General features: G+C 72.4%; 19 protein-coding genes. 4 read left to right on the top strand and 15 right to left on the bottom strand.

The features are described 5' to 3' along the window. Positions 1-190: 190 nt before the first annotated feature. The 3 genes from ACZ56B_RS04215 to ACZ56B_RS04205 form a co-directional block, all read right to left on the bottom strand. Positions 191-784, bottom strand: a complete 594-nt coding sequence (locus ACZ56B_RS04215) for a hemerythrin domain-containing protein (RefSeq protein WP_468786057.1) — start codon at positions 782-784, stop codon at positions 191-193. A 10-nt stretch (positions 785-794) separates the two neighbouring features. Then, positions 795-1,994, bottom strand: a complete 1,200-nt coding sequence (locus ACZ56B_RS04210; protein ID WP_468786055.1) for a hypothetical protein — start codon at positions 1,992-1,994, stop codon at positions 795-797. A 211-nt stretch (positions 1,995-2,205) separates the two neighbouring features. Beyond that, on the bottom strand, positions 2,206-2,346 hold the full coding sequence (locus ACZ56B_RS04205) for a hypothetical protein (RefSeq protein WP_468786053.1): 141 nt from the start codon (positions 2,344-2,346) through the stop codon (positions 2,206-2,208). Between ACZ56B_RS04205 and ACZ56B_RS04200 the strand changes: the two genes are divergently transcribed. Next, positions 2,345-2,530, top strand: a complete 186-nt coding sequence (locus tag ACZ56B_RS04200) for a hypothetical protein (RefSeq protein ID WP_468786051.1) — start codon at positions 2,345-2,347, stop codon at positions 2,528-2,530. The two genes, ACZ56B_RS04205 and ACZ56B_RS04200, sit on opposite strands and share 2 nt — an antisense overlap. 75 nt (positions 2,531-2,605) lie before the next feature. Here ACZ56B_RS04200 and ACZ56B_RS04195 read toward each other — a convergent pair whose 3' ends face one another. Continuing rightward, positions 2,606-5,449 (bottom strand): SpoIIE family protein phosphatase, encoded by a 2,844-nt coding sequence (locus ACZ56B_RS04195; protein ID WP_468786049.1) that lies wholly within the window; start codon positions 5,447-5,449, stop codon positions 2,606-2,608. Between the two features lie 584 nt (positions 5,450-6,033). Then, positions 6,034-7,182, bottom strand: a complete 1,149-nt coding sequence (locus tag ACZ56B_RS04190; RefSeq protein WP_468786047.1) for a hypothetical protein — start codon at positions 7,180-7,182, stop codon at positions 6,034-6,036. A gap of 277 nt (positions 7,183-7,459) precedes the next feature. On the opposite strand from ACZ56B_RS04190, the gene ACZ56B_RS04185 reads away from it, so the two are divergent. After that, a complete protein-coding gene (locus ACZ56B_RS04185; protein WP_468786045.1) occupies positions 7,460-8,320 on the top strand; it encodes a sulfurtransferase in 861 nt (286 codons plus the stop codon). 99 nt (positions 8,321-8,419) lie between these two features. Here ACZ56B_RS04185 and ACZ56B_RS04180 read toward each other — a convergent pair whose 3' ends face one another. From ACZ56B_RS04180 to ACZ56B_RS04155, 6 genes are all read right to left on the bottom strand, one after another. Continuing rightward, positions 8,420-9,685 carry an ABC transporter substrate-binding protein gene (locus ACZ56B_RS04180; RefSeq protein WP_468786043.1) on the bottom strand — a complete coding sequence of 422 codons (1,266 nt, stop codon included), beginning with the start codon at positions 9,683-9,685 and terminating at the stop codon, positions 8,420-8,422. Continuing rightward, positions 9,682-10,704, bottom strand: a complete 1,023-nt coding sequence (locus ACZ56B_RS04175) for a hypothetical protein (protein ID WP_468786041.1) — start codon at positions 10,702-10,704, stop codon at positions 9,682-9,684. Before ACZ56B_RS04175 ends, ACZ56B_RS04180 begins: the two co-directional genes overlap by 4 nt. Then, positions 10,701-12,089: a vWA domain-containing protein gene (locus ACZ56B_RS04170; RefSeq protein WP_468786039.1), complete on the bottom strand. Its 1,389-nt coding sequence runs from the start codon at positions 12,087-12,089 to the stop codon at positions 10,701-10,703. Before ACZ56B_RS04170 ends, ACZ56B_RS04175 begins: the two co-directional genes overlap by 4 nt. 78 nt (positions 12,090-12,167) lie before the next feature. Then, a complete protein-coding gene (locus ACZ56B_RS04165; RefSeq protein ID WP_468786037.1) occupies positions 12,168-14,537 on the bottom strand; it encodes a tetratricopeptide repeat protein in 2,370 nt (789 codons plus the stop codon). Then, positions 14,524-15,846, bottom strand: coding sequence for a S1 family peptidase (locus ACZ56B_RS04160; RefSeq protein ID WP_468786035.1), 1,323 nt, complete (start codon positions 15,844-15,846; stop codon positions 14,524-14,526). Before ACZ56B_RS04160 ends, ACZ56B_RS04165 begins: the two co-directional genes overlap by 14 nt. A 549-nt stretch (positions 15,847-16,395) precedes the next feature. After that, complete coding sequence (locus ACZ56B_RS04155; RefSeq protein WP_468786033.1) at positions 16,396-18,063, bottom strand: ATP-binding protein; 1,668 nt, start codon at positions 18,061-18,063, stop codon at positions 16,396-16,398. Between the two features lie 212 nt (positions 18,064-18,275). Between ACZ56B_RS04155 and ACZ56B_RS04150 the strand changes: the two genes are divergently transcribed. Continuing rightward, on the top strand, positions 18,276-18,425 hold the full coding sequence (locus tag ACZ56B_RS04150) for a hypothetical protein (RefSeq protein ID WP_468786031.1): 150 nt from the start codon (positions 18,276-18,278) through the stop codon (positions 18,423-18,425). A 628-nt stretch (positions 18,426-19,053) separates the two neighbouring features. Here ACZ56B_RS04150 and ACZ56B_RS04145 read toward each other — a convergent pair. From ACZ56B_RS04145 to ACZ56B_RS04130, 4 genes are all read right to left on the bottom strand, one after another. Then, entirely contained in the window at positions 19,054-19,722 is a 669-nt protein-coding gene (locus tag ACZ56B_RS04145) for a nucleotidyl transferase AbiEii/AbiGii toxin family protein (RefSeq protein WP_468786029.1), read from the bottom strand. A gap of 5 nt (positions 19,723-19,727) precedes the next feature. Beyond that, positions 19,728-20,120 (bottom strand): hypothetical protein, encoded by a 393-nt coding sequence (locus ACZ56B_RS04140; RefSeq protein ID WP_468786027.1) that lies wholly within the window; start codon positions 20,118-20,120, stop codon positions 19,728-19,730. A 362-nt stretch (positions 20,121-20,482) separates the two neighbouring features. Further along, the gene (locus ACZ56B_RS04135) at positions 20,483-22,012 is read right to left on the bottom strand and encodes a helix-turn-helix domain-containing protein (RefSeq protein ID WP_468786025.1); all 1,530 of its coding nucleotides are present in this window, start codon (positions 22,010-22,012) and stop codon (positions 20,483-20,485) included. Between the two features lie 64 nt (positions 22,013-22,076). After that, positions 22,077-22,286: a DUF4236 domain-containing protein gene (locus tag ACZ56B_RS04130; RefSeq protein WP_468786023.1), complete on the bottom strand. Its 210-nt coding sequence runs from the start codon at positions 22,284-22,286 to the stop codon at positions 22,077-22,079. Positions 22,287-22,714: 428 nt separating this feature from the next. On the opposite strand from ACZ56B_RS04130, the gene acnA reads away from it, so the two are divergent. After that, entirely contained in the window at positions 22,715-25,438 is a 2,724-nt protein-coding gene (acnA, locus tag ACZ56B_RS04125) for an aconitate hydratase AcnA (protein WP_468786021.1), read from the top strand. Positions 25,439-25,543 lie beyond the last annotated feature (105 nt).

Here is a 25,543-nt window from a genome sequence, read left to right as displayed (position 1 = left end):
AGAAAGGGAAACCGGAACCTTTCCGCGGAACCACTGCCCACATTCACCTCCCCCCCCCGGGTCCCCCCCCCCCCCCCCGGGGGGGGGGCGGCAGGACGCGGAACGGCCCCGCGTCCACCGTCCGGTGGAGGCGGGGCCGTTCGCCGTTCCCGAGGACTTCCCCGTCCTCGCTCCCGTTCCCGTCAGCGCCTCAGCGGCCTTCGCCCATGGCCTTGCGCACCGCGTCCCTGGTGCGGTCCATGAGCGCGGCGACGGGACCGAGGGCCACGTTGGCCGCCGCGGACTGGACGCCGGGGTGCGGCCGGGTGGGCGCCATGGCCTCGGCCGCCTTCACGGCCTTCGCCATGGTGGCCAGGGTCCCGGCGTCGGCGTTGCGGTAGATGTGGGTGAACTCGTAGCGTTCCTCGGCCCGGGCGTGCTCCTGGACGTCCGTGCGGAGCTTCAGGAGGCGGGGCATGAACGTCGGGTCGTCGGTGTCCATCCCGTCCATCTCGGCGAGGGTCTCCTTGGCCGTCTTCTCCTCGGCGAGACGGTCCTCGACGATCTGCTCGCCCCCGGGAAAGGCGCGGCGGGCGTAGGGATGGACGACCTCCTGCTCGGCGGTCTCGTGCACGGCCAGCAGCCGCACCAGGCGGCGGAACGCGTCCCGGCGCTCCGCGCCGGTGCAGGCCTCCACCTCGTCGAAGAGGTTGCGGATGTCGCCGTGCTGGCGCTTCAGCAGCGCCACCACGTCGTCGTCCGCGGCGTGGTCGTCACCGGCGTGCGGGGTCCGCAGTTCGGACATGTGCGCCCCCTCACTTCTCGCGCATGGCGGGGTCGGGGTGCTCGCCCTCGGACTGCACGCGGTACTCGCGGCCGAACATGTCGTCGTGCTGGGCCATGACCCGCTCGCTCGGCGGCTGTTCGCCGCCGTGGATCCGCTCCTGCATCTTCTCGAACCGCTCGTGCGCCTCGCGCACGTAGCCCGCGCCCAGGGTGGTCAGGTCCATCTGGGTGTCCAGCAGCCCGCGCAGGTACTGCTTGTTCGGCTCGAAGGTGAGCACGTTCGGCAGCTCGGGGGCCAGGACCTCCTGCGGCTCGCGGCCGTCGTGCCGGCGCATCAGGTCGCAGGCGACGTGCAGGTGCTCCAGCTCCATGTTCAGGTGCAGCTCCCAGATCGCCTTGACCTTGGGATCGCTCTCCTGCTGCATGAACGAGTAGTACAGGTAGCACTCGTTGTACTCGTGGTTGACCAGCTGCTCCCACCACGTCTCGCCCGGGTCGACCAGCGACTCGTAGTGCGTGACGTGCTCCTCCTCGATCAGTCCGATCTCCTGGTAGAGCTGACGGGCGATCGGCTCCATGTAGGTGGGGCCGGTGTTCATGTAGAAGTTCATCGTCTGCTGCTCCGCCGACATGATCGTCAACGCGTGCAGCTTCGACAGCGGGTTCACGGTGTTCTTGTCGTACGGGTCGCGGACGTTGTCGTACGGGTCGCGGTGGTGGTACTTCGTCGGCCGGCCCGGCATGACCTCGGTGAGGTCGTCGACGATCGACTCCGCCTTGCGGTGCTCGATCATCTCGTACAGGTTCGCGTACCGGTACAGGTGGTCGAAGTCCTCCAGCACACCGAACTCGTACGCCTGCTTCAGGTACGGGTCGGGCTCCATCCGCGCCACCCACGCCGTCAGGTCCACCGCGACCTGCTCGTAGGCGATCGTGGTCTCCAGCACGGAGGAGACGCCGGGGAGGAGCCAGTTCACCACCTTCTGCTGCTGTGCCTCGATGTAGCGGGTCCGGGCCAGCTGCCGCTTGATCTCGGGGTCCGGTGTGTGGCGGGCGAGTTGGTGGCTGAACAGGATCGCCTCGACCTCGATGCCGTTCATCGTGATGACGCGGCAACGGGTGTACGGGTCGCAGCGGTCCGGGTCGATCGGAGGGACGTCGAGCTCCCGCCAGCTGCGCAGTTGGCGATCCAGCGGGATGCCCCGCTGTTCAAGGGGATTGAACGTCACGGGCACTCTCCTCGTCGAAGGTCCGAGCGGACGGGGTACCCCCGCGGCCGTCGTCCATGTCGCGGAGGGGCGGGGGCGCCAGCCTCATGCTTGGGCCGTCCGGGAGGCCCCGCCACCGCAGACGCGCGTACGGGCGACCCGGCCGCGGGGGCCGGGAGGGCGAGGACCCGGCCCCGTGCGGGGAAAGTGCACCGGCCCGCCGGCCGCGGCCTCAGCGCGCGGGAGGGCGGAACTCCGGCCGGTCGATCAGGCGCAGCCAGCTGCCGTCGGGCTGGCGGCGGACCACCTGCGCCCGGGCGCCCGCGCCGTCGCGGGGCGGGGTCGAGGTCAGGGCGAGGTCACCGCGGACCATGGCCGCCGGGCACCCGGGGCTGCGCGCCCTCTCCCTCGCCGACGCCGCCCTCCCCGCGGTCCTGGCCCTGGTCAGCGCCCCCGCCGCGAGCCCGGCCCTGCGCGAACTCCTCGTCCACTGCCGGAAGTCCTTCCGCCTCTCCGCCGGGGACCGTCGAGCGGCCGCCTCCCCCGGCACGGGGTGACCCGGCCGCCGCGACCGCGGACGCGGCGCGGGAACGGGCCGGGTCCACGAGTCGCCGGGCCACGAGCCGCCGGACTCACCACGCGGCGTCGGACCACTGCGCGAGCAGGTCGTCGCCGCTCAGCGGCTCCCGGGGTTCCTCCCGCACGCCGTCCAGGAGCTGCTCGGTCCAGATGACCTTGCCCGTGGCGGTGTACCGGGTGCCCCAGCGCTCGGCGTACCGGGCGACGAGGAACAGGCCGCGCCCGCCCTCGTCCGTGGTCGCCGCGTAGCGCAGGTGGGGGGAGGTGCTGCTGCCGTCGGACACCTCGCAGATCAGGTGGCGGTCCCGCAGCAGGCGGACGTGGATGGGGGCGCTGCCGTAGCGGACGGCGTTGGTGACCAGCTCGCTGAGGATGAGCTCGGTGGCGAAACCCACCTCCGTCAGGCCCCAGGTCTCCAGTTGCCGGGAGACGTCCGCGCGGACCCGGGACACGTCCGAGGCCTCGCGGGACACGGCCCACTCGGCCACCTGGTCGGCGCCGAGCACACGGGTGCGGGCGACCAGCAGGGCGATGTCGTCGTTCGCGCGGTCGGGGGGAAGGGCGTCGAGGACGGCCCGGCAGGTCTGCTCGGGGGAGGTCGGGCCGGGCTGGGACAACGCGTTCTGCAGCAGGGCCAGGCCGACGTCGAGGTCCCGGCCGCGCTTCTCGACGAGACCGTCGGTGTAGAGCACGAGCCGGCTCCCCTCGGGCACCTGGATCTCACAGGCCTCGAAGGGCAGGCCGCCCAGACCCAGCGGCGGGCCGGCGGGCAGGTCCGGGAAGGTCACGGTGGAGTCCGGACGGACGACGGCGGGCGGCGGGTGCCCGGCCCGGGCCATGGTGCAGGTGCCGGAGGCCGGGTCGTAGACGACGTACAGGCAGGTGGCCCCGAGGATCGTCTCGTCGTCGTCCGGCTCCACCCGCTCCCGGTCGATGCGGGCCACCAGGTCGTCCAGCCGGGCCAGCAGCTCGTCCGGGGAGAGGTCGAGGGCGGCGAAGTTGTGCACCGCGGTGCGCAGCTGCCCCATGGTGGCCGCCGCGTGCAGCCCGTGCCCGACCACGTCCCCGACCACCAGGGCCACCCGGGCGCCGGACAGCTCGATGACGTCGAACCAGTCGCCGCCCACCCCCGCCCGGGCCGGCAGGTAGCGGTGCGCCACGTCCAGGGCGCTCAGCTCCGGCAGGCCGCGGGGGAGCAGACTGCGCTGCAGGGTGACCGCCATGGCGTGCTCCCGGGTGTAGCGGCGGGCGTTGTCCAGGGCCACCGCGGCCCAGGCGGCCAGCTCCTCGGCGAACGGCAGGTCGCCCTCGCCGAACGGCTCGGTCCGCTGCGAGCGCCAGAAGTCCACCAGCCCCAGGACCGTGCCGCGGGCCCGCAGCGGCACCGCGGTCAGGGAGTGGATGCCGGGGTCCGAGGCGCTCTCCGTGCGTCCGGGGTCCAGCGCCCGCCACGCCTCGGCGGCGGCCGGCCCCGTCTCCAGCACCGCCCGCCCGCTCTCCATGCACCGGGCCTGGGGCGTGCCGGCGGCGAGCGGGATCCTCTCGCCCACCGACAGCGACGACTGGTCGGCATGGACGCTGCTCAGGGCGACCCGGCGCATCACGGTGGGCACCCCGGACGGCTCCTCCCCGCGCAGCACCTCCTCGGCCAGTTTGACGGTGACCAGGTCGGCGAAGCGCGGCACCGCCACGTCCGCCAGCTCCCGCGCGGTGTGCACCACGTCCAGGGTGGAACCGATCCGCGACCCGGCGTCGTAGAGGAGCGTCAGGCGCTCGCGCGCCACCTCGGCCCGTCCGGACAGCTCCCGCAGCTCGGTGGTGTCCCTGAGCGTCACCACGTTCCTGGCGCGTCCGTCACCGGGAGCCGTGCGCCGCTTGTTGACCGACAGCAAGCGGTCGGCCGAGAGGCGCACCTCGTCGGTGACCGTCTGCTCGGACAGCAGCAGTTCGACGATGCCCGGGTCCAGGCCCAGGTCGTCGACGTACCGCCGCTCCGCGTCCGGCGGGAGGTCCAGCAGCCGCCGCGCCTCGTCGTTGACCAGCACCAGCCGCCCGTCGTCCTCCGTGATCAGCACGCCCTCCCGCACCGCGTGCAGCACCGCGTCGTGGTGGTCGTACATCCGCGTCATCTCCTCCGGACCGAGACCACGGGTCTGGCGCAGCAGTCGCCGGCTGACCAGTGCCGTACCGCCCGCGCTCACGGCCAGCGCCCCGGCCCCGGCCGCCAGGAGGGGCGGGAGCTGCTCGGCCGCGGAGCCCGCCACCTGCTGCACCGTGACGCCGACCGCCACCGAGCCGAGGGGCGTGCCGTTCGCCCCGGTGACCGGGGCGAACGAGACCTCGGAGAACCCCTCGCTGGTCTCGATGCCGTCCGTGTACGGGGCGCTCACGGCCCGGAGCGGAGCCGGTACGAGCTTTCCGATCTGCGCGGGATCGGGATGGGTGTAGCGGACCCCGTCCCGCGAGAACACGACGACGAGATCGACACCGGTCCCCCGCCGGATCCGCTCGGCGAGGGGCTGGAGCGCCGTGGCCGGGTCGGGGCCGGTCAGCGCCGACGCCGTGCTCGGGGAGTACGCGAGCGTCTTGGCGATGTCCAGGGACCTCAGCCGGGCCTCACGGGCGCTGTCGTGCCGGGCCTGGAACGCGAGGACCGCCAGTGCGGCGACGACGACCAGGACCGTGACGACCACCTGCAGCAGGAACACCTGGCCGGCGACGCTGTGCGCCCTGAACAGCGGCAGCGGCCGCCCCGACGGCCGCGGCGACCGGGAGCGGGGAGCGTCCCGGCCCCGTTCCCCGCTCGCGCCCCGGGGCCGGCCGGGCACCGTGCGCGCCCGTCGGCGGACGGTGAGGCCGGACGGCACGGCCGGGGGGCGACGGGGTCGTGCGCTCACTGCTTCGTCTTCCTCCTCCCGGTCGTCCCGACCTGGGTGAGGCAGCGGGATGTCCTTCACATCCCTCACGAACAAGTCAACGGTACTCTTCCCGGTCCGTTCCGGTCCGTTCCGGTGCGTTCCGGTGCGTTCACGTCCGGTTCCCCCGGGCCGGCGAACGCCGCGGCCCTCCCCTTCCCGCCGGGCGGGTCACGATCCCGGCCGACGGGAAGGGGGGCCGGCCGTGCGGTCCGCGGCTCCCAGGAGTCCCCGGGGCGACGCACCCCGCACGGCGCGCGCGTGCGCGGTGTGCGTCGACCGCGGCCGTCCTGCTCGTCGTGGCCGGACCGGCGAGGCGGATCCCGCCCGGGCCCGGCCCGCCGGGCCCCGCCCCGGGGCCGCTGTGCTCGGCCGTCACCGGCGTCCTGTGGCTCCGCGCCCGCTCGCGCCGCACGCGGCACGGTCCGGTGCCCGTCGTCCCGGGGACGACGGGCGGGCGCACCCCCGGGCCCCTCCCGGCCCGTGCCCACACCGCCGTGCGCGGCGGCGGCGCCGATGAGGGCGGGCGGCGCCCGGGCCTCCGCGTCCGCCGCCCGCCCCGGGGGTCACCCCTGTGCGTCCTCCGGGAACTCCTCCTCCCCGAACCCGCCTTCGCCGAAGCCTTCCTCCCCGAACGCCTCCCCCGGGAGGCCGCCGAGGAAGCCCTCCAGGAGCTCGTCGATCCGCACCTCGGTGGCCTCCGCCGGAGCCGTGGCCTTCTCGCCCTTCCCCACGCGCAGCACCAGCGCGAACTTCTTGACCTTCGCGTTCTCGGCCAGCTCGGCCAGGTCCAGGGAGACCTCGCTCAGCGCGCCGTTCTTCAGCGTGAAGTCGGCCGTGACCTTCTCGTTCGGCACGTCCTTGAAGTCCTTGGCCGTCGGCATCTCGGCCCCCGGCGGCAGGTCCTTCGCCAGCGGGCGGAGCCCCTCGAACAGCTCGGTCACCAGCGTGCGGAAGGGGGCCGTGGCCTGGATGCGCTCGGTGCCGTCCGACCCGCCGGAGGTCTTGAAGTCGACCTCCCGGGCGATGACCTGACGCAGCGCCTTGGCGATCTTCTTCTGCGTCCCGGCGTCGGGCGTGGGCTCCGCCGAGGGCTCCCCGCCCCCGGCTCCCGCCATCTCCTCGCGGGTCTTCTCCAGTTCCTTCACCGAGATCTTGATCCACTCGCCGCCGAGGAGTTTCTTGAACGCCCCGGCACCGTCGGGCAGTTCGTCGGCGGACGGCAGGGGAGCGCCCGACATCCGCCCGAACGCCTCCACGTCGACGCGGAGGTGGAGGTAGTCGTCGACCAGCCGGTACTCGAACAGGGCGCCGTCCGGGCCGCTGAACTTCATCGCCATGGCGGTGAAGTCCTTCTCCCCGGACTCCCCGAGCGGCTTCTCGGACCGCACGGAGAAGGAGATGCGCGCGTCGCTGAGCAGCCGGGCGGCCTCCTCGGGCATCTCCTCGCCGGGCTCCGCCCCGGAGTCCAGCGCCTTCAGCGTCGCGGCGTCGGCGTCCAGGTCCAGCTCGAAGGAGAGCGAACGCTCCTCGCCGAGCTTGTCGAAGGCCCGGTCGAGCTTCTGTCCGGCCGACAGGTTCTCCACCGTTCCGCAGGCGGCGGAACCGGCCAGGACGGCGGTGGCGACGGCGGTGGCGGTCAGGGTCTTGCGTATGGCAGTGATGACGGTCTCCTCGTGGATGCGACCAGGACGCTCGTTGAAGAGACCGATCACCGCCCCGAATGGTTGCACGCCGCGCGGCCGGCCCGCCGGGGCGGAACCGGGACGGGCCGCGCCGGAACCCGAGAGGGGCGCCGCCCCGCCCCCGGCCGTCACCGCGCTCGCCGCGCCCCGGGTCGGCGGCGCGGGCGCACGCGGCGTGCCGGATCCCGGGCCCCCGGACCACCCGGATGTCCGCCAACTGAGACATGTTTCTCAAACAGGTACGTTTGTAGGACACCCCGGTGTTTCACCGGGGGCGCAGGAACGAACGCGAGAAAAGGAAGCCCGCATGTCTCACCCCCTGCTGGTGGACCCGGCCTGGCTGCACGAGCGCCTCGGGGACCCCGCGATCCGGATCCTCGACGCGACCACCTTTCTCACCCAGCCCGAAGGCGACGGTTACTACGACGTCGAGTCGGGCCGCCAGGCGTACGAGAGGGCCCACATCCCCGGCGCCGTCTTCGCCGACCTGCTGAACGACCTCGCCGACCCCGACGCGGACACCACGTTCACCGCGCTCGACAGCGAGACGTTCGCCGCCCGGCTCGGCGCTCTCGGCGTCGGCCCCGGCACGCACGTGGTCGTCTACGACCAGGGGCCGAACATCTGGGCCACCCGGCTGTGGTGGAACCTGCGCTACGAGGGCTTCGACGACGTGTCGGTGCTGAACGGCGGCCTCCCCGCCTGGACCCGGGCGGGCTACGAGGTCAAGAGCGGCGTGGAGTCCAACGAGCCCGCGGTGTTCACCGCCCGGCGCCGTCCCGAGCTGTACGCCGACAAGGACGCGGTCCTCGCCGCGGTCGGGGACCCCGGCACCCGGCTGGTGAACTCCCTCGACCGGCCGACCTTCGCGGGCACCCGTCAGACCTACGCCCGGCCGGGCCGCATCCCCTCCAGCACGAACGTCCCCTTCCCCGACCTCGCCGGCCCCGACGGCCTCCTCCGCGCCCCGGACGAGGTCCGCGGGCTCTTCGCCGAGGCCGGAGCCCTGGACGAGTCCAAGAAGGTCATCACGTACTGCGGCAGCGGCATCGCCGCCACCGCCCTGGCCTTCCAGCTGGCCGCCCTCGGCCGCCCCGACGTCGCCGTCTACGACGGTTCCCTCACCGAGTGGGCCGCCGACCCGGACCTCCCCCTCGAGGTCGGCTGAGGACCCCGGTGCGTCCGGGCCTCCCCGGACCGGGACCGCCGGCGGCCCGGGGGCGGCGCCGGCGTCACCGTCGCGCCGCGTCCGGGAGCGCCCTCCCGCTCACCGCGTGCTGCACACCGTCTTCGGAGCCGTCCCGCTGCCGGCGCCCCGCGCGGACCGCGCGTCCTGCACCCTCTGCACGTCCTGGAGGAGGCCCGGGACGTCGAGGTCCTGGCCGGCGGCGACCCGGGCGAGGGTCAGCAGGACGGCCTCGTAGAAGGCGTCCCGCACGGCGGGCGCCATGACGTCCGAGGCGTCCAGGCAGCGGGGCCCCTCACGGAGCCGCCGGGCGATCTCGCGCTCGACCGCGCCGCCCTTCGGCGCCACCCGGCGGTTCGCCGAGAAGACGTCCGCCCGCAGGGCCCACTCCCGCTGGCCCTCCTCGGAGGCCAGTCGGCGGATCAGCGCACGGGCCTGGGGGCGGTCGCTGAACAGCGCCGCGAAGTCACCGGTCACCTCGTGGGCCCGGACCCGGCCGCCCCCGGGCAGGAGCGGGGCGGAGTCCATCAGGCCCGCGCGCGGCGCGTCGTCCTCGTAGAAGGAGAGCGCGAAGGAGCCCTGGTGCTCCAGGGCGCACCCGCCCCGGCCGTCGAACAGCAGCCCGTTGCCGCCCGGGGCGCCCCGGTGGTCGGTGAGCAGGGCGCGCTCGGCCGCGTCCCTGTCCTGCCGGAGCAGTCCGGCCCACGCCTCCCAGGCGGTGCGCACCGGATCGCTCCGCCACCACCGCGTCCCGCCCGTGCCCAGCGCCCACTTCTCGTAGACGTCCGGCCCCTCCCGTTGCAGCACGAGGTCCTCGATCCAGTCGGTGCCGGGCCAGCCGGAGGCGCCGTCGTCCCCCATGCCGACGCACCAGCTCCTCATCGGAGCCGGTGCGGGCGCCGGCCGGTGGCCCCGGCGGTACCAGGCGATGCTCTTCAGGTCCGCCTTGACCGGGACCCAGTAGACGGGCGCGGAGGGCGAGACGGTCGACTTCCAGGGGGCGCCGTAGTCCCGCGGGTCGTAGAGGCCGTTCAGCGGTTCGAGGAGGCCCTGGTCGGCGTATTCGGCGAGTTCGCCGATCCCCGGCATGATCACGACGTCCGGGGGCTCCCCCGCCTGCACCTTGGAGAGCAGCACCTCCCGCTGGGCCGCGGTGCCCTGGTAGCGGAAGGGGATGCCGAAGCCCCGCAGCACGGTCTCGAACCGCTCCGCCTGCGTGGCCGTCCACGTCCCGAGGATGGTCACCGGCTCCTCGTCGTCGTGCTGGGCCCAGACCACCACCATGCCGCCGGCGGCGATCAGCAGCATGACCATGGCGAAGACCAGCGTCCTGAACCGCCGGGTCACCGCCGCCTCCAGTAGTCGTGGTCGAGCCGGAGGCCGAGCCCCAGCGTGGGCAGGACGATGGCCAGCAGACTGCCGACGAAGGCGCCCCGGTACACGCTGTCGGTCCAGGCGCCGTCGGCGGTCTTCCGCCGGACCTCCTCCGACTTCTCCGTGACGCGCTGCTGCGCTTCGGCCGGCTCCCGGTCGCTCTGCCGGGAGACCGCGGTGATCTGCCGCAGGTCCCCGATCGCCCCGTCGAGGTCGTCCTGGGTGGAGGACGTCGTCATCAGCGGGACCACCGCGAGCAGCACGGTGAGGACGAAGGCCGCGAGCAGGTACGGGTTCCAGTCGCGGCCGCAGCGGTCGCGCAGCACGAACAGCGCCGAGAGCAGGGTCAGCGCCACCAGGGCCAGGGCCAGTTCGGCGAGCCACCACCCGCCGCGCTGCCACCGCCCCATGGCGACCGTGGCCTCGGCGTGCTCCAGCTGGGCCCGCTGCAGTGCCTCCAGGCGGGGCGCGAGCCCCACCGCCTCGCGGGTGAGCAGCGAGTGCGCCTCCTGGAGCTTCTGCTCCCGCATGAGGGACTGGTCGCGGGGCAGGGACATGCCGAGGCCGAGCGAGGTGCTGTAGGTGGCGAGCAGCCCCTTGACCGTGCCCAGGTCCTGGTCCGTGAGGTCGGCGATCCGGGACAGGCCCTGGTCGGCGGCCGAGAGCTGGGACCGGTAGGTCTCGCCCGAGCCCGCGACGCCGATGAGGTTCATCTCCACCAGGGCGTGGGCCTCCCGGTCGGCACGCAGGGCCGCGAGCCGGGTGGCGGCGAGCCCCTGCACGGCCGGCGCCTCGCGGGACGCCAGTGCCTCGGCGCCGCGCTGGGCCTGACGGCAGGACAGGAACAGGGCGGTCGACGCCACCGTCGTGAGCAGCAGCAGCACCAGCAGGTGCGCCTCCAGCAGTCGGCGGGTCCGCCAGGGCCTCAGGCGTCCGCGCCAGAAGGCGGCGGGGGAGCACCGGCGCCGGGAGGCGGCGCGTCCGGTCGTCACAGCAGCTTCTCCCCGCACGCGATGCAGTAACGGGCCTCGCTCCCGGCCGGCGCGCCGCAGTCGCCGCAGCGCGGGCCCGGCCGGGCGCCGGCGGCGTCGGCCGGGGGACCGCCGGGACGGGACACGGCGCGCAGGATCAGCGGAGCGAGGGCGTCGGCGTCGACGGCGCGCAGCCGGATCCTGCCCGCGGCCGGGTCCTCGACGTCGGCGACCGTGCGGATCTCCTCCAGCACCCAGTCCGTGCCGAACTGCGCCGCCAGCCGGGCGGCCTCCCTCAGGCACTCCTCGGCGACGTCCCGCCGGTTCTCCCGCAGGGCGACGAGCCCTCGGCGAAGGGCACTGCGCATCCTGGCGGTGGCGTTGAGGCTGCGTACGCTGTCGGCGCCCGCCGCGGGGTGGGGCGGGGACTGCCCGGGCAGGTGCCAGCGGGCGGTGACGGGCGCGTGGACCCCGCCGACGGAGACCATGGCGAACTGCAGCTCGGTCTCCAGCGGGTCGGCGTCGGAGTCGGCGACCAGGGTGAGCAGGTAGTCGCGCCTGCCCTGCTCCCACTGGTAGGTCGGGAAGCTCCAGCGGTGCGGCCGGCCGGGCCGGGGCAGTCCGCCGAGGCGGTGCGGCCGGGGTGCCTTCTCGCTGAGCGAGACCTGGCGCACGGAGGGCCGCACGGTCACCTCGATCGGCAGCTGGGGGGTGTGCACCCGGCGCAGCCGGTGGAGGGCGGAAGTGATCGCGTGGCCGAGCCCGTCGTCCACGAACTCGGCCGTGCCGTGCAGCCGTTCGGCGAGGGTCAGCAGGGGGTCGGGGGCCCAGTCCGCGCCCACGGCGAACACGTCACAGGTGAACTGCCCCGCGCAGGCGTCCAGTTCCTCTTCGAGACGGGTCTCGCCGCCGGCGCTGCTGCCGTCGGTGATCAGCACCAGATGGCGTACGGACACCGGCCGGCCGGCGAGCAGGGTGCGCGCCGCGGCCACCCAGGCGGCGTACCCGGCGGGACGCGGCCCCTCCCGGTGCAGCGGGAGCGATCCCGCGACGAAGGCGGCCCGGCGCCTCTCCTCCCGGTCGGCGACGGCCCACTCGGCCCCGCCCCGCGGGTAGCACCGGACCGGCTCGGGGCCGCTGCCGAGCACGGCGAAGGAGATGCGGTCGGGCAGGGCGCGCAGCGCCGACGGCAGGGCGTGCCGGACGGCCGCCCGGCGGTGCTCGGCGACGTCCACCGCGATGATCACGGCGAGCTGGACCGCGGGCAGGTCGGTGGGGGCGCCGCCGGCGGCCACGTCGACCCTCAGGCGGGCCTCGATCTTCGCGCTCCGGTGCGGGCGCAGGTCGCCGTCGAGGTCGACGTGCAGTCGGATGCCCGGCTGCGGCGGCCGGGTGTGGCTGCTCATGTGCTGTGTCACCGCTCCTTCGCCTTCGTCGCCGTGCGCACCGGGCGGGGCCCGGGCGCCGATCCGCCCGCCGTGCGGTCAGAACACGGTCTGGGGCCGTACCGCGTGCATGAGGTCCACGAGGTGCTCGTGGGCGGCGGCCGGCTCCTGGTGGCGGGCCGCCAGGCGCCGGTAGTGCGCCTCCAGCTGCCGGCGCAACTCGCGCTCCGGCGCGCTCAGACGCCGCAGGGCGCGGGCGGTGAGCCGTCCGGTGCCCCGTCCCGGGGAACCGGGCCGGTCGCTGAGGCCGTGCACCGCGTCCAGTTTCCATTCGTGGAGTTCGGTGCTCAGGCGCAGCGCCTCCTCCTCGGACAGGCTCGGCTCCCCGGCACCCGGCCGCCGGCCCACCAGGCCGCGCAGTTCGGCCAGCGCCGCGTCGACCTCGGCGGGCGCGGGCAGCGGATCACCGTCCCCGGGCAGCCGGGCCGCGCGGATGCGCAAGGAGGCGATCCGGGCGACGGTGTGGTCCAAGGTGCCCGGCCGGACCCGGCCGAGGACGTCGATGGCCGCCCGGCGGTCGCGTGCGCGCAGCGCGAGCCTGGCCAGTCCGAGGGCGGCGCCGCCGTGCGCGGGGTTGCGGGCGAACACCGCCTCGTACAGTTCCCCGGCCGTGGGTCCGGCCGGGTCGTCGCCGAGCCGCTCCGCGCAGTAGGCGAGGGCCAGTTTGGGCGCGTACTCGCCGGGCAGTTCGAGGTGGACCCGCGTGAAGTGGTTCCTGGCCTCGGCGACCTGCCGCGGATCGCCTTCGAGGTCGGCGCTGCGCAGCGCGAGCAGGGCGCGGTGCCACTCCAGCCGCCACCGGCGCACGGCGGACGGCCCGGGGACGGAGTCGGCCGTGTCGAGCTCCTCCCGGGCCCGCTCCAGGTCCTCCGGGGTGTTCCGGCCCAGCAGGACCCGCACGTTGTGCAGGCAGATCTCCACCGAGCGCGGCTTCTCGTCCTCCTGCTCGAGGAGCTGGCCCGGGTCGTAGCCGCTGCTCACCTCGAACCGCGCGGTCTGCGGATCGCCCGGATACGGCCTCGGCACCGGCAGGCAGGCGGCGATCTCGGTGGGGGTGGGGGCGCCGAGGTCGAGGGCCGGGGCCACGGGGGGCTCGTACCGGTCGCGGCGGGGGCGGTCCAGCCAGTGCTCGATGCCCGGGACCGTGCCGAGCCGGGCGCCGAGCAGCCGGCGGGACGGCCGGAAGTAGTCGGAGGGCTCGGGCGGGTCGCTCTTGCCGCGCAGCGCGCGGATCTCCCGCAGGGCGCCGCGCAGCTGGCCCGCCATCTCGCGGGCGTCGGCGAAGCGCCGGCCCGGGTCGGTCCGGACGGCACGGTCGACGACCCGGTGGAAGGAGGCGGCGCCGAGACCGGGCACCTCGGTGACGGCCCAGCGGGCGAGTTCCCGCAGGGTGACGCCGACGGTGTGCAGGTCGTGGGCGACGGTGGGCACGGCCGACGCCCCGGTCTCGGGCGCCATGTACTCGGGCGTGACGTGGGCGGGCGGCTGGGTCTGGCCCTGTTCGCGCATGCCGCCGAGGTCGATGACCTTGACGCCGTCCCGGTGGTGCACGACGTTGGAGGGCTTCATGTCCCCGTACACGAAGACCCGTTCGCCGTCGGCGTGCAGGTGGACGAAGGCCTCGAGGATCTGGCAGCCGTACGTCGCGACGTGCTCGACGTCGAGGACGCACTCGCCGCGCCGGACCTCCTCGACGACTTTCGCGAGGGTGCCGTCACCGACGTCGTCCATGACGATGTAGCCGCCGGTGACCTGGCCGGTGTCGTCGCTGCGGGCGACGAAGTCGCGGATCTGGACGATGCGGGGGTGGCGGATGGCGACGAGGTTGCGGCGTTCGACGTCGGCGAGGCGGGCGCCGTCGTGCTCGTACCGGTTGAGCAGCCCCTTGACGGCGACGACGTCACCGAGGTGGGTGTCCTCGGCGAGGTAGACCCAGCCCTGGCCGCCGTGCGCGATGGGGCCCATGATCCGGTACTGGTCGCGCAGGACGTCGCCCTCGGAGAGTTCGGGCTGGTACGAGTAGCGCTCGCCGCAGGCCGGGCAGAACCCCTTGATCGGCACCGGCCCCTCGGTGTAGGGCGGGGCGAAGGTGATGCCGCAGTCGGGGGAGGAGCAGCCCATGCGGATGCGCGGCGGCGCCTCGGGGCGGACGAGGCGTTCCCCGGCGGGGCGCGGCTCCCGCTCGGGGAGCGCGAGGAGTTCGCGGGGGCCCAGCTCCCGCGGGTCCTCCGGCAGGGCGGGCAGCCCGGGGCCCTCCTCGGCGCGGCCGCACACGGCGCAGTGGCCGGTGGGCAGCACGGTGCCGCCGCAGGGGGACCCGGCGAAGCGCCGGTGCGGGCAGGCCGTCGTCCCCGTGTGGTCCTCCGCCGCCGCGCGGGCCGGGCGGAGCACCGCGTCACCGGTCCCCATGACGGCCCAGGTCGGCGCGCAGGCTCCTGATCAGCGCGCGTAACCGGGTGAGCTGCTGTTGCGGGTCCCGCACGTCGTCGATCAGGCGGCGCGCGGCCCGGTGCCGGTCGGCCGTCTCGGTCACGGAGCCGAGGGAGGCGCTGTCGACGACGTCGCGGCGGATCGCCCGGCTGAACTCCGCGCGCCGCAGGCGGTCGAGCAGCGTGTCCGCGTGGCGCAGCAGCGCGGGCCGCAGGAGCCGGTCGCGGGCCGCGGCCCAGCCGGGGCCGCCCTCCTGACGGAAGACGAGCAGCAGCCGGAAGCCGAGCACCCGCAGCCGGGACAGGACGTCGACCAGGAGACCCGGATCGGGCTCCTCGTCGAGGCCGTCGACGAGGACCGCGACCGGCCGGACGGGCGCACGGTCGACCGCCCGCGGGGGACGGGGCTTGGCGCCGCGCAGCCAGTCCCAGTACGCCAGGTACTCGCCGGGCGGGAAGGTGATCTGGTCCAGGGCGTGGTCGATGAGGTCCGGCCTGCTGGCGCCGCCGCGGTGGACGACGTGGGCGCGGTGCGTCAGATGGCGCAGCGAACGGTCCTTGCCGCTGCCCGGTGGCACCACGGTGATCTTCACCGGGTCCTCGTCCGGGTCGTCGAACCACCGGGTCAGCCGCTCCTCGAAGCCGTGGTCCCAGGCCTGCGGGCTGCTCAGCTCCTTGATGACCGGCGAGAGTTCCGCGATACGTCCGACGGGGATCAGATAGGAGAAGGAGAGCCGGTTGTCCTCGGGCAGCAGTCTGCCGAGGTCGCCGCGCCAGCTGACGACGAGACCCACCACCCGGGCGGGGCGGCCCTCCTCGGGCCGGGTGCACACGGCGGCGCCGCTGAACCCGGCGCGCACCACCTCCGCCTTGGTGACGGCGTCGAGCTGCACCCGCTCACCGCTGGCGCCGCCGATGCGCCCCCACAGGCTCATGCCGTCGTCGAAGCCCTCCGCGTAACCGGTCGCGTACACCTCCATCCCGCCCCACAGCACGGGTTCCAGCGGGGCGCGGCGCGCCTGCGGGCGGGGGCTGTCCAGGCGCAGCACGGCGACGTCCTCGCCGCTCGCGCCCTCCGGCAGCCAGCCGCCGGGCATGACGCGCGCGGAGACCGGTGCGAGCGCGCTGTTCTCGGCGAACTCCAGCCACATGACGGCGTCCGGGTGGCGCACCACGTGTGCGCAGGTCAGTGCCGTGTACTGGTCGACGAGCACACCGGCGCCGCAGACGGGGCCGTGCGCCCCCTCGCGCCGCAGCCTGAGTCTCCAGTCCGCACGCAGTTCCCCCATGCCGTCTCACACTACGGGCAAAGCACGGTGCGTCCCTAGACTCGTGAGCCGGACGGATCGGCCGAGTGCCGGAGGGCGGCGGTGTGTTGCCGCGGGGACGGGGAGGCGACCGGTTGCGGGGAGACCGCCGGGGCGGTCCGTGCGGAGCCGGCCCGACGGCGCGGAGAGGCCCGCGGACGCCGCCGTGCCTGGTGCGAACCGCGTGGGCGCGGCTCCGGAGCGGTGCGGCGGCATCCGTGCGGCAGGGCCTCAGGTGTCCCGGAAGGGACCAGGCGACCCCGTGCCCTGCCGCGTTGGGCGGCTGCGGAGTACCGTACTGCGCAAGATGGTCCTTCGGCTGTTTCACGGCCGTGCCCGTCGGCGCGGCCGGAAGCACCGGTGAAATCCCAGGGGCCCCATCCCATCGAGATCTTCCTCCTCCCCGATTCTCCCCGGCTGAGAACCTGCCTCGGGTGACAAGAACTCGAGGGCAAGGAAGGCGCTGCAGCGTGGGATCGCAGTACGCGGGGCAACCCGAGGCGCGTCGTCCGGGACGGCCGAGACGGAGCCTCACCCAGGCACGGTTACGGCCACGAGCTTGCCGTCCCCGAGGTGAAGCCAGCCCCTGCCAGGGATGACGGGCCAAGCGATGAGGGAGTCGCTGGTTCTGATGCCGATCGCATCGCCCGCATTCCGCTCTTGTGGGGACAGCAGAAGGCCACGATGGGCCTTCTTCGTCTCCTCGAGCCAGCCGAGACCGAACCGGAGCCTGTCTTCACGGCAGCACACCACCAGGGCCGTGCCTTCTTCGAATCCGTGCTGCACCAGATTCTCCAGCGAGTGCCTTGCCCCGCACTTCTCCAGGGCCTCCGCATCGTCCATCACCACGACGATCGGGTCCTCGGGTGACGCCGACGACAGGACTTCCTCGAGTTCGTCGTGCCCGATGTCGTCTTGAACGAAGCAGGCCACCACGCCACCCTGGCCGGCAAGGTCCCGCAGGGGAGACGCCTCAGGGGCAGCAAGTACGAGTCGAGTGCCGGTGGTGAGCAACGCACGTGCCATGTTCACCAGCGCTGTGGATCGTCCCGAGCCCGATGGTCCGGCCACCACGAATGCGGGAGCAGTACCGGCCGCAAGGTCAGATCCGTAGGCGCGTTGCTCCTCCCCGATGCCTACCAGCGCCCACAGTTTTGGCGTCGCCGGATCACGCATCGACCATGCCTCGTCGAAGCTGATCCGAGTCGGCAACGCGTCGCAGCGGCGCTGTGCCTCCAACGCATCATGGGCGGCGTCCCAGAGGCCGAGCAGCAGGACGTGATCCTCGAGCTTCAGACGCGCCACGTGGGAGAAGGCGACGACGGCCTCGCGGCGCGGCAGCTCTTCGTGGGTGTACCAACGGATCCAGTCATCCGGCGAGATGCCGGTCTGCTCTCCCAGGCAGGTGAAGGACCATCGCCGTTTCGTTCTGTGCTCGTTGAGAAGACGGCGCAACATGACCAGCTCGTGTCGCGCCGGAGAGGAGTCCACTTCGAACTCCTTGCTCCTGACTCCGTAGAACGTCGCGTTCGCGGGTCTGCGCTCGACCACTGCGTCGGCCAACTTGACGAACCCTTCACTGCGGCGCACTACGCTCAGGAAGACCTTCAACGCGTCCTTGTCATCCCACAGGGCTTGCGCCGCATTGATGATCAGTCCTTTGAGGGACTCCTCGGCGTAGTCGACGAGTGCGGTGACTCGATCGGCATCGAAGGACTTCTGCGCGTCGGCCGACGTATCTTGTGAAGTTTGTCGGTGCGGGTCCTCGGCGTCCTGTCGGGGCTGCCCTCCCGGAGGCTCGGTGGGGGCCTTCATTTCATCACCGCCCACGGGCGCAGTGGCTTCCGTGGGCGGCTGTACCGATGCCTGTGCGACTGTTTCGTCGAACGCCCGCTTCCACAGACTCTTGAATCGGTCGACTTCACCTTCTGTATCACTGCGGCCGGCTTCCTCGGACAGGACCGCGACGATGAGCTCCAGGCGACCCAGTCGGGGCAGATCCGACTTCTGGAAGGTATTCAACACCGCTTGGTGGTTCACGATCCAGTAGTCCTGTGCGTCCTTTCCGATTCGATCGCGAATGGCTCGCGCAGAGGGAAGACCCGCGTCCAGGCGCAGTTCGTGCAGCTCATCGTTGAGCTTTTTGAGGTTCGGGTGCGCCTGCAGTTCGGGCTTCCTCCAGGACTGCACACCGGCCATGTGCTCCCCTCTCGCTGATCCGTGTCAGGTGCTGTCAACCGGATGGAACGATGGTTGTGCGCCAAAGCTCCTTCTTTCGGCTGAAATGACGCCACGTGGTGGGCGTTTTCGGTCGAAACTGTCAGGGACCGTCCCGGATCGTCAAGACCTCCGCTGAAGGACACACGCTGGATTCACATACCGGTTCTCTCCCCTGCGGAAGGCGGGTTTCCATGGAACAGGTGAATGTGCGTGTTGCTGTTCTTTCACTGGTGGGCGCTCTCGTCGTCACCCTGACTTTGTACGCGCCCGAAGTCGGTGCCGCTGTCGTGGGAGCCGCTACGGTAGTGAGCCTTCTTGCCGAGCTTACGGCCGGTGAGTGAGATGGGTCCGTCCTGTTGATTCGGTACTCGCCTCGGCGAACCCAGAGCCGTGCCGGTGAGCCCGTGGGGCCTCCAGTGCAGGTGCAGGCGGCGTTCGGTGGTCGGCGACAGGACGTCCGGCCGGCGGCGGACCACCAGCCGGGCCGGAGAGAGGGGTGTCGAACGCGGCCGGTTCCCGGATGAGGAGGACCAGGTGCCCGGTGCGCCGACGGACCGGACGGCCGGCTGGAGGCCGTGGTGCAGAAGCCGGGGCCGGACGTCCGGCGCGCCCACGCTCCTGCCGGAAGCGACCGCGGACACGCCGGAAACCCTCGGGCACACACATGCCACGAGCCGGGCGGCACGGCCCTTGGCGTCGCGGTGGACGGCGCGTCGAGCACCGTGAGTGCTCCGGGTCCGCCGGGAGGTCCTGCCCGTCCCACTCGGTGAGGCCCGGACACGAGTGGGGGCAGCGTTGCCCGGCCGTGGCGGCCGTGTGCTGTCGACGGGCGTGCGGGGAGGGAGCACTGAGGCGCCACCGCACGCAGTCGGGACCTGCTCGGGCAAGCTCGCGACGACTGTGGTCCCACCCGCTCGTTTCCCGGTGCTTGCACTGATCGCCTGTGGATGTGATCTTGGCCGAACGTGATCAGTCGACGTCCGGATCACCGGCCTCTTCGAGGAGACGGGCCGCGAGGTCGTCGGCCCACTCCAAGGCCCAGGCGCGCAGAGCAGTGATGGTGGCGTCATCGAGACCATAGGCGGCGAAGGCTTCGTCGTCGGTCCACTCCGCGCCCGTGAGGTTCGACTGCAGATCCTCGCGTTCGAAACGGCCACGGGCGTGGCGGCGGCCGAACTCCTCGAGCTCGGCATTGGTCCAGCGGCGGGAGGCGGCGAACACGTCGATCAGGTCGCGGGGCGCTCCGCGGTCGGCGAGGGCGCGGACCTTGGTCCCGATGACGTCCTCTTCCGCGAGGACGGGACCGTACGGGCTCTGGGCGACCGGCCGCCAGAAGTTCTCCTTGAGGATGTCGACTTCGCAGTCCTGCCCGGTGGCCGGGTCGGTCACGGTGAAGCGGGCGGACAGCGGGGCGGTCTCCAGCGTGTGCACCTTCCAGCCCCGGGCTTCCAGGCCGGCGCGGAGCGTGGCGGCGATGTCGGCCATGGGCGCCGGGTTCTCGGTGGCGACATCGAGGTCCTGGCTGGGGCGGTTCACGAGGCGGTGCGCCCGCACGGCATACCCGCCGGTGAGGACCAGGGGATACGGAGAACCGAGCGTGATCACATCCGCCAGGAGCCGCGTGTGCAGCTCTGGCATGTCCGTCACGCGACCGCCCGGGTCCGGGAGGCGAGCTCGGGGAAGGCATCCTCCCACACCGCGCGCACGGTGCGGCCGACGAGGGTGCGCAGCACCGGCCACAGCTGGAGGAGCAGGCCCTGGTTGAGGTAGAGCGGCAGGTCGTCGCGCAGGCCCTCGTGCAGAACGGTCCGGTACAGGCCCATGCGCTGGCGAGGATCACCCAGGTCGTACGACGTCATGCCGGACCAGGCCACGTGCAGCGGCAGCTCCACGACCCCCTGGGTCGGGCCGTGCAACTCGTCCAGCGACTCCGGCAGACGCCGCCGGAACTTCTCCCGGTACAGCGCGAGGTCCTCGGCGTCCGCGCCGGAGAGGTCCCTCTGCGCGGAGGCGGGACGCTGTGGGCTGGAGAACATGACTCCATTATGGCGGCCGGGAAGTCGTGCGGGCCATGACGGGCAAGCCGCCGTCTGGAGCGAGCAGCGCTGACCCGTGCAGGGTGAGCTGGATGCGGCAGCGTGCTCTGTCCCCGGGAGGGGGTGCGGACCGTCGCTCGTGACGCTCTGGGCGCCCGCACGCGGGGCGTGAGTCGAGAAACAGATCCTGACCCGGCCCCTTTCGTGACTTGCTCAGGCCCGTACCTCTTCCGGTGACGCATCGTGCCGAGAGTGCGGCGACCGGAAGACCTCGGTCCCGGCCGAAGGCCCCAGAAGCGCCGCCCCCTTTCGCCTTGCGTTCACACAGGCCGACATGGGTGTGGCGGCGCTTCTGAAGAACCTCAGATGTCCCGGAACGTCTCGATCTGCGCCCCGATCGAGTTCAGCCGCTCCGCCAGGTCCTCGTAACCGCGGTTGATGACGTACACGTTGCGCAGGACGGAGGTGCCCTCCGCCGCCATCATCGCCAGCAGGACGACCACCGCGGGGCGCAGGGCCGGCGGGCACATCATCTCGGCGGCGCGCCAGCGGGTCGGGCCCTCGACCAGGACGCGGTGGGGGTCGAGCAACTGCAGGCGCCCACCGAGGCGGTTGAGGTCGGTCAGGTAGATCGCGCGGTTGTCGTAGACCCAGTCGTGGATGAGAGTCTTGCCCTGGGCCGCCGCCGCGATCGCCGCGAAGAACGGGACGTTGTCGATGTTCAGGCCGGGGAACGGCATCGGGTGGATCTTGTCGATCGGCGCCTCCAGCTTGGAGGGGCGCACGGTGAGGTCCACCAGCCGGGTGCGGCCGTTGTCGGCGAAGTACTCGGGGGAGCGGTCGTGGTCGAGGCCCATCTCCTCCAGCACCGCGAGCTCGATCTCCAGGAACTCGATCGGCACCCGGCGCACCGTCAGCTCCGACTCGGTGACGACGGCGGCGGCCACCAGGCTCATCGCCTCGACCGGGTCCTCGGAGGGGGAGTAGTCCACGTCGACGTCGATGACGGGCACGCCGTGCACGGTGAGCGTGGTGGTGCCGATGCCGTCGACCTTGACGCCCAGGGCCTCCAGGAAGAAGCACAGGTCCTGGACCATGTAGTTGGAGGAGGCGTTGCGGATGACGGTGGTGCCGTCGTGCCGGGCGGCGGCGAGCAGCGCGTTCTCGGTGACGGTGTCCCCGCGTTCGGTCAGCACGATCGGGCGGCCGGGGCTGACGGAACGGTCCACCACCGCGTGGTACTGGCCCTCGGTCGCGGCGATGTCCAGGCCGAACCGGCGCAGCGCGATCATGTGCGGCTCGACGGTGCGCGTCCCGAGGTCGCAGCCGCCGGCGTAGGGCAGCATGAAGCGGTCCGTGCGGTGCAGCAGGGGGCCGAGGAACATGATGATGGAGCGGGTGCGGCGGGCGGCGTCCGCGTCGATGGCCGCGAGGTCCAGCTCGGCCGGGGGCACGATCTCCAGGTCGACGCCGTCGTTGATCCAACGGGTGCGCACGCCGATGGAGTTGAGCACCTCGAGGAGGCGGTACACCTCCTCGATGCGGGCCACGCGGCGCAGCACCGTGCGCCCCTTGTTGAGGAGCGAGGCGCACAGCAGTGCCACGCACGCGTTCTTGCTCGTCTTCACGTCGATGGCACCGGAGAGCCGGCGGCCGCCGACCACGCGCAGGTGCATCGGCCCGGCGTAGCCCAGGGAGACGATCTCGCTGTCGAGTGCCTCTCCTATGCGGGCGATCATCTCAAGGCTGATGTTCTGGTTCCCGCGCTCGATGCGGTTGACGGCGCTCTGGCTGGTGCCGAGTGCCTCGGCGAGTTGTGACTGTGTCCAACCGCGGTGCTGTCGGGCGTCACGGATGAGCTTGCCGATGCGTACGAGGTAGTCGTCTGACATGAGGTTGAGGTTATCTCAGATATGAGATGGCACCTCTTGGGGGGTCCATTCGGGTGACGCGTGGTCAGTATCCCCTGTCGCGCCCCTTGCTGGTGCGGGTGCGGCGCCACCCGAAAGGTCCGGGCAAATCCATCGATGTCGTACGACGTCCGGTGCTGCTCCGGGTGTAGCGCGGCCCGTTCCTGCCGCCCGTGGTGATGGACCACGAGCGTTTGTTGATGTTCAGCCGCACCCCCGGAAGGATCCGAAAGCTCTTGCGGAATGTGAGCGGCATCCTGCCTCCCTCCGTACTCCACGCCGTGGGAAGTGACTCCGTTCCCGTGCGGTTACCCCGCCTGGGCGGGGTCATGGGGGTGCGGTCGGGTCGATGGGCGGACCGGGCCGGCCGGTGCCCCCGGAGGGCGGCCGGACCGGGCCGGCCGGCGCCTCCGGAGGGCGGCCGGGTCGGAGCGGTGGGGCGGCCCGGCGGGGGAACCCGGACGGGGGCGCGCGGATCGAGTGCCGGGCCGGGCGTGCCGGGTCCGGGCATGACCATTCGAGCGCCGTGTACTAGAGTTATCTCGACATCGAGATATCTGCCGAGGGGCACCGCAGCCGCCACCCGGTAAGGGTTACCTAACTAAGCCTTACCTTAGCTGATCGGCCGAGATGCCGTGGCGGCAGGATCGTGGTGGTACGCGCACATCAATGAAGGAGACTGTCGTGTCGGCGAACAGCTTCGACGCCCGCAGCACGCTGCAGGTGGGCGACGACTCGTACGAGATCTTCCGGCTGGACAAGGTCGAGGGCTCCGCGCGCCTTCCCTACAGCCTGAAGGTGCTGCTGGAGAACCTGCTCCGCACCGAGGACGGCGCGAACATCACCGCCGACCACATCCGCGCCCTGGGCGGCTGGGACTCGCAGGCCCAGCCGTCCCAGGAGATCCAGTTCACGCCGGCCCGCGTGATCATGCAGGACTTCACCGGCGTGCCCTGCGTCGTGGACCTGGCCACGATGCGCGAGGCCGTCAAGGAGCTGGGCGGCGACCCGGCGAAGATCAACCCCCTGGCCCCGGCCGAGCTGGTCATCGACCACTCCGTGATCGCCGACAAGTTCGGCACCAACGACGCCTTCAAGCAGAACGTCGACCTGGAGTACGGCCGCAACCGCGAGCGCTACCAGTTCCTGCGCTGGGGCCAGACCGCGTTCGACGAGTTCAAGGTCGTCCCGCCCGGCACCGGCATCGTCCACCAGGTGAACATCGAGCACCTGGCCCGCGTCGTCATGGTCCGCGACGGCAAGGCGTACCCCGACACCCTGGTCGGCACCGACTCGCACACCACCATGGTCAACGGCCTCGGCGTCCTCGGCTGGGGCGTCGGCGGCATCGAGGCCGAGGCCGCCATGCTCGGCCAGCCGGTCTCCATGCTGATCCCGCGGGTCGTCGGCTTCAAGCTCACCGGTGAGCTCCAGCCGGGCACCACCGCCACCGACCTGGTGCTCACCATCACCGAGATGCTGCGCAAGCACGGCGTCGTCGGCAAGTTCGTCGAGTTCTACGGCGAGGGCGTCGCCGCCACCTCGCTGGCCAACCGCGCCACCATCGGCAACATGTCGCCGGAGTTCGGCTCCACCGCCGCGATCTTCCCCGTGGACGACGAGACGCTGAGCTACCTGCGCCTGACCGGCCGCAGCGAGCAGCAGGTCGCGCTGGTCGAGGCGTACGCCAAGGCGCAGGGCCTCTGGCTGGACCCGCAGGCCGAGCCGGACTTCTCCGAGAAGCTCGAGCTGGACCTGTCCACGGTCGTGCCCTCCATCGCCGGCCCGAAGCGCCCGCAGGACCGCATCGTCCTCGCGGACGCCAAGGCCCAGTTCGCCCAGGACGTGCGGGCCTACGTCAAGGACGGCGGCGACGTCGACGAGGCCAGCAAGGAGTCCTTCCCGGCCTCCGACGCCCCGGCCATCTCCAACGGCGCGCCCTCCAACCCGGTCGAGGTCACCGCCCCCGACGGCACGACCTACACGCTCGACCACGGTGCGGTGACGGTCGCGGCCATCACCTCCTGCACCAACACCTCCAACCCGTACGTCATGGTCGCCGCCGCCCTGGTGGCCAAGAAGGCGGTCGAGAAGGGCCTGACCCGCAAGCCGTGGGTCAAGACCACCCTCGCCCCGGGCTCCAAGGTCGTGACCGACTACTTCGACAAGGCGGGCCTGACCCCCTACCTCGACAAGGTCGGCTTCAACCTCGTCGGTTACGGCTGCACCACCTGCATCGGCAACTCCGGCCCGCTGCCGGAGGAGGTCTCCCGGGCCGTCAACGAGCACGACCTCGCCGTCACCTCGGTGCTGTCCGGCAACCGCAACTTCGAGGGCCGGATCAACCCCGACGTCAAGATGAACTACCTGGCGTCCCCGCCGCTGGTCGTCGCCTACGCGATCGCCGGCTCCATGAAGGTGGACATCACCCGCGAGGCCCTCGGCTACGACCAGGACAACAACCCGGTCTTCCTGAAGGACATCTGGCCCTCCGAGGCCGAGGTCAACGACGTCGTCGCCAACGCCATCGGCGAGGACATGTTCTCCAAGTCCTACTCCGACGTCTTCGCGGGCGACGCCCAGTGGCAGGCGCTGCCGATCCCGACCGGCGACACCTTCGAGTGGGACCCGGAGTCGACCTACGTCCGCAAGCCCCCGTACTTCGAGGGCATGACCATGGACCCGGCCCCGGTCGAGGACATCTCCGGCGCCCGCGTCCTCGCCAAGCTGGGCGACTCGGTCACCACCGACCACATCTCCCCGGCCGGCGCCATCAAGGCCGACACCCCGGCCGGCAAGTACCTCACGGAGCACGGCGTCGAGCGCCGCGACTTCAACAGCTACGGCTCCCGCCGCGGCAACCACGAGGTCATGATCCGCGGTACGTTCGCCAACATCCGCCTGCGCAACCAGATCGCGCCGGGCACCGAGGGCGGCTACACGCGCGACTTCACGCAGGAGGGCGGCCCGGTCTCCTTCATCTACGACGCCTCGCAGAACTACCAGGCCGCCGGCGTCCCGCTGGTCGTCCTGGCCGGCAAGGAGTACGGCTCCGGCTCGTCCCGCGACTGGGCGGCCAAGGGCACCGCGCTCCTCGGCGTCAAGGCCGTCATCGCCGAGTCCTACGAGCGCATCCACCGCTCGAACCTCATCGGCATGGGCGTCCTGCCGCTGCAGTTCCCGGAGGGCCACACCGCCGACAGCCTCGGCCTGACCGGTGAGGAGACCTTCTCCGTCTCCGGCGTCACCGAGCTCAACGACGGCACCACCCCGCGCACGGTGAAGGTCACCACCGACACCGGCGTCGAGTTCGACGCGGTCGTCCGCATCGACACCCCCGGCGAGGCGGACTACTACCGCAACGGCGGCATCATGCAGTACGTGCTGCGCAGCCTGATCCGCAAGTAGGGCGGGCCGCGGCCGCGACCGGGCGGCCGCGCGGGGCGGTCGCGGGGGGGGGGGGGGGGGGGGGGGGGGGGGGGGGGGGGGGGTGTTCGTGTTCGGGCCGGCACC

This window comes from Streptomyces sp. NPDC034670 (assembly GCF_055574875.1).
Note: the sequence above shows the minus strand (reverse complement) of the source record. Positions and strands in the feature narration are given on the sequence as shown.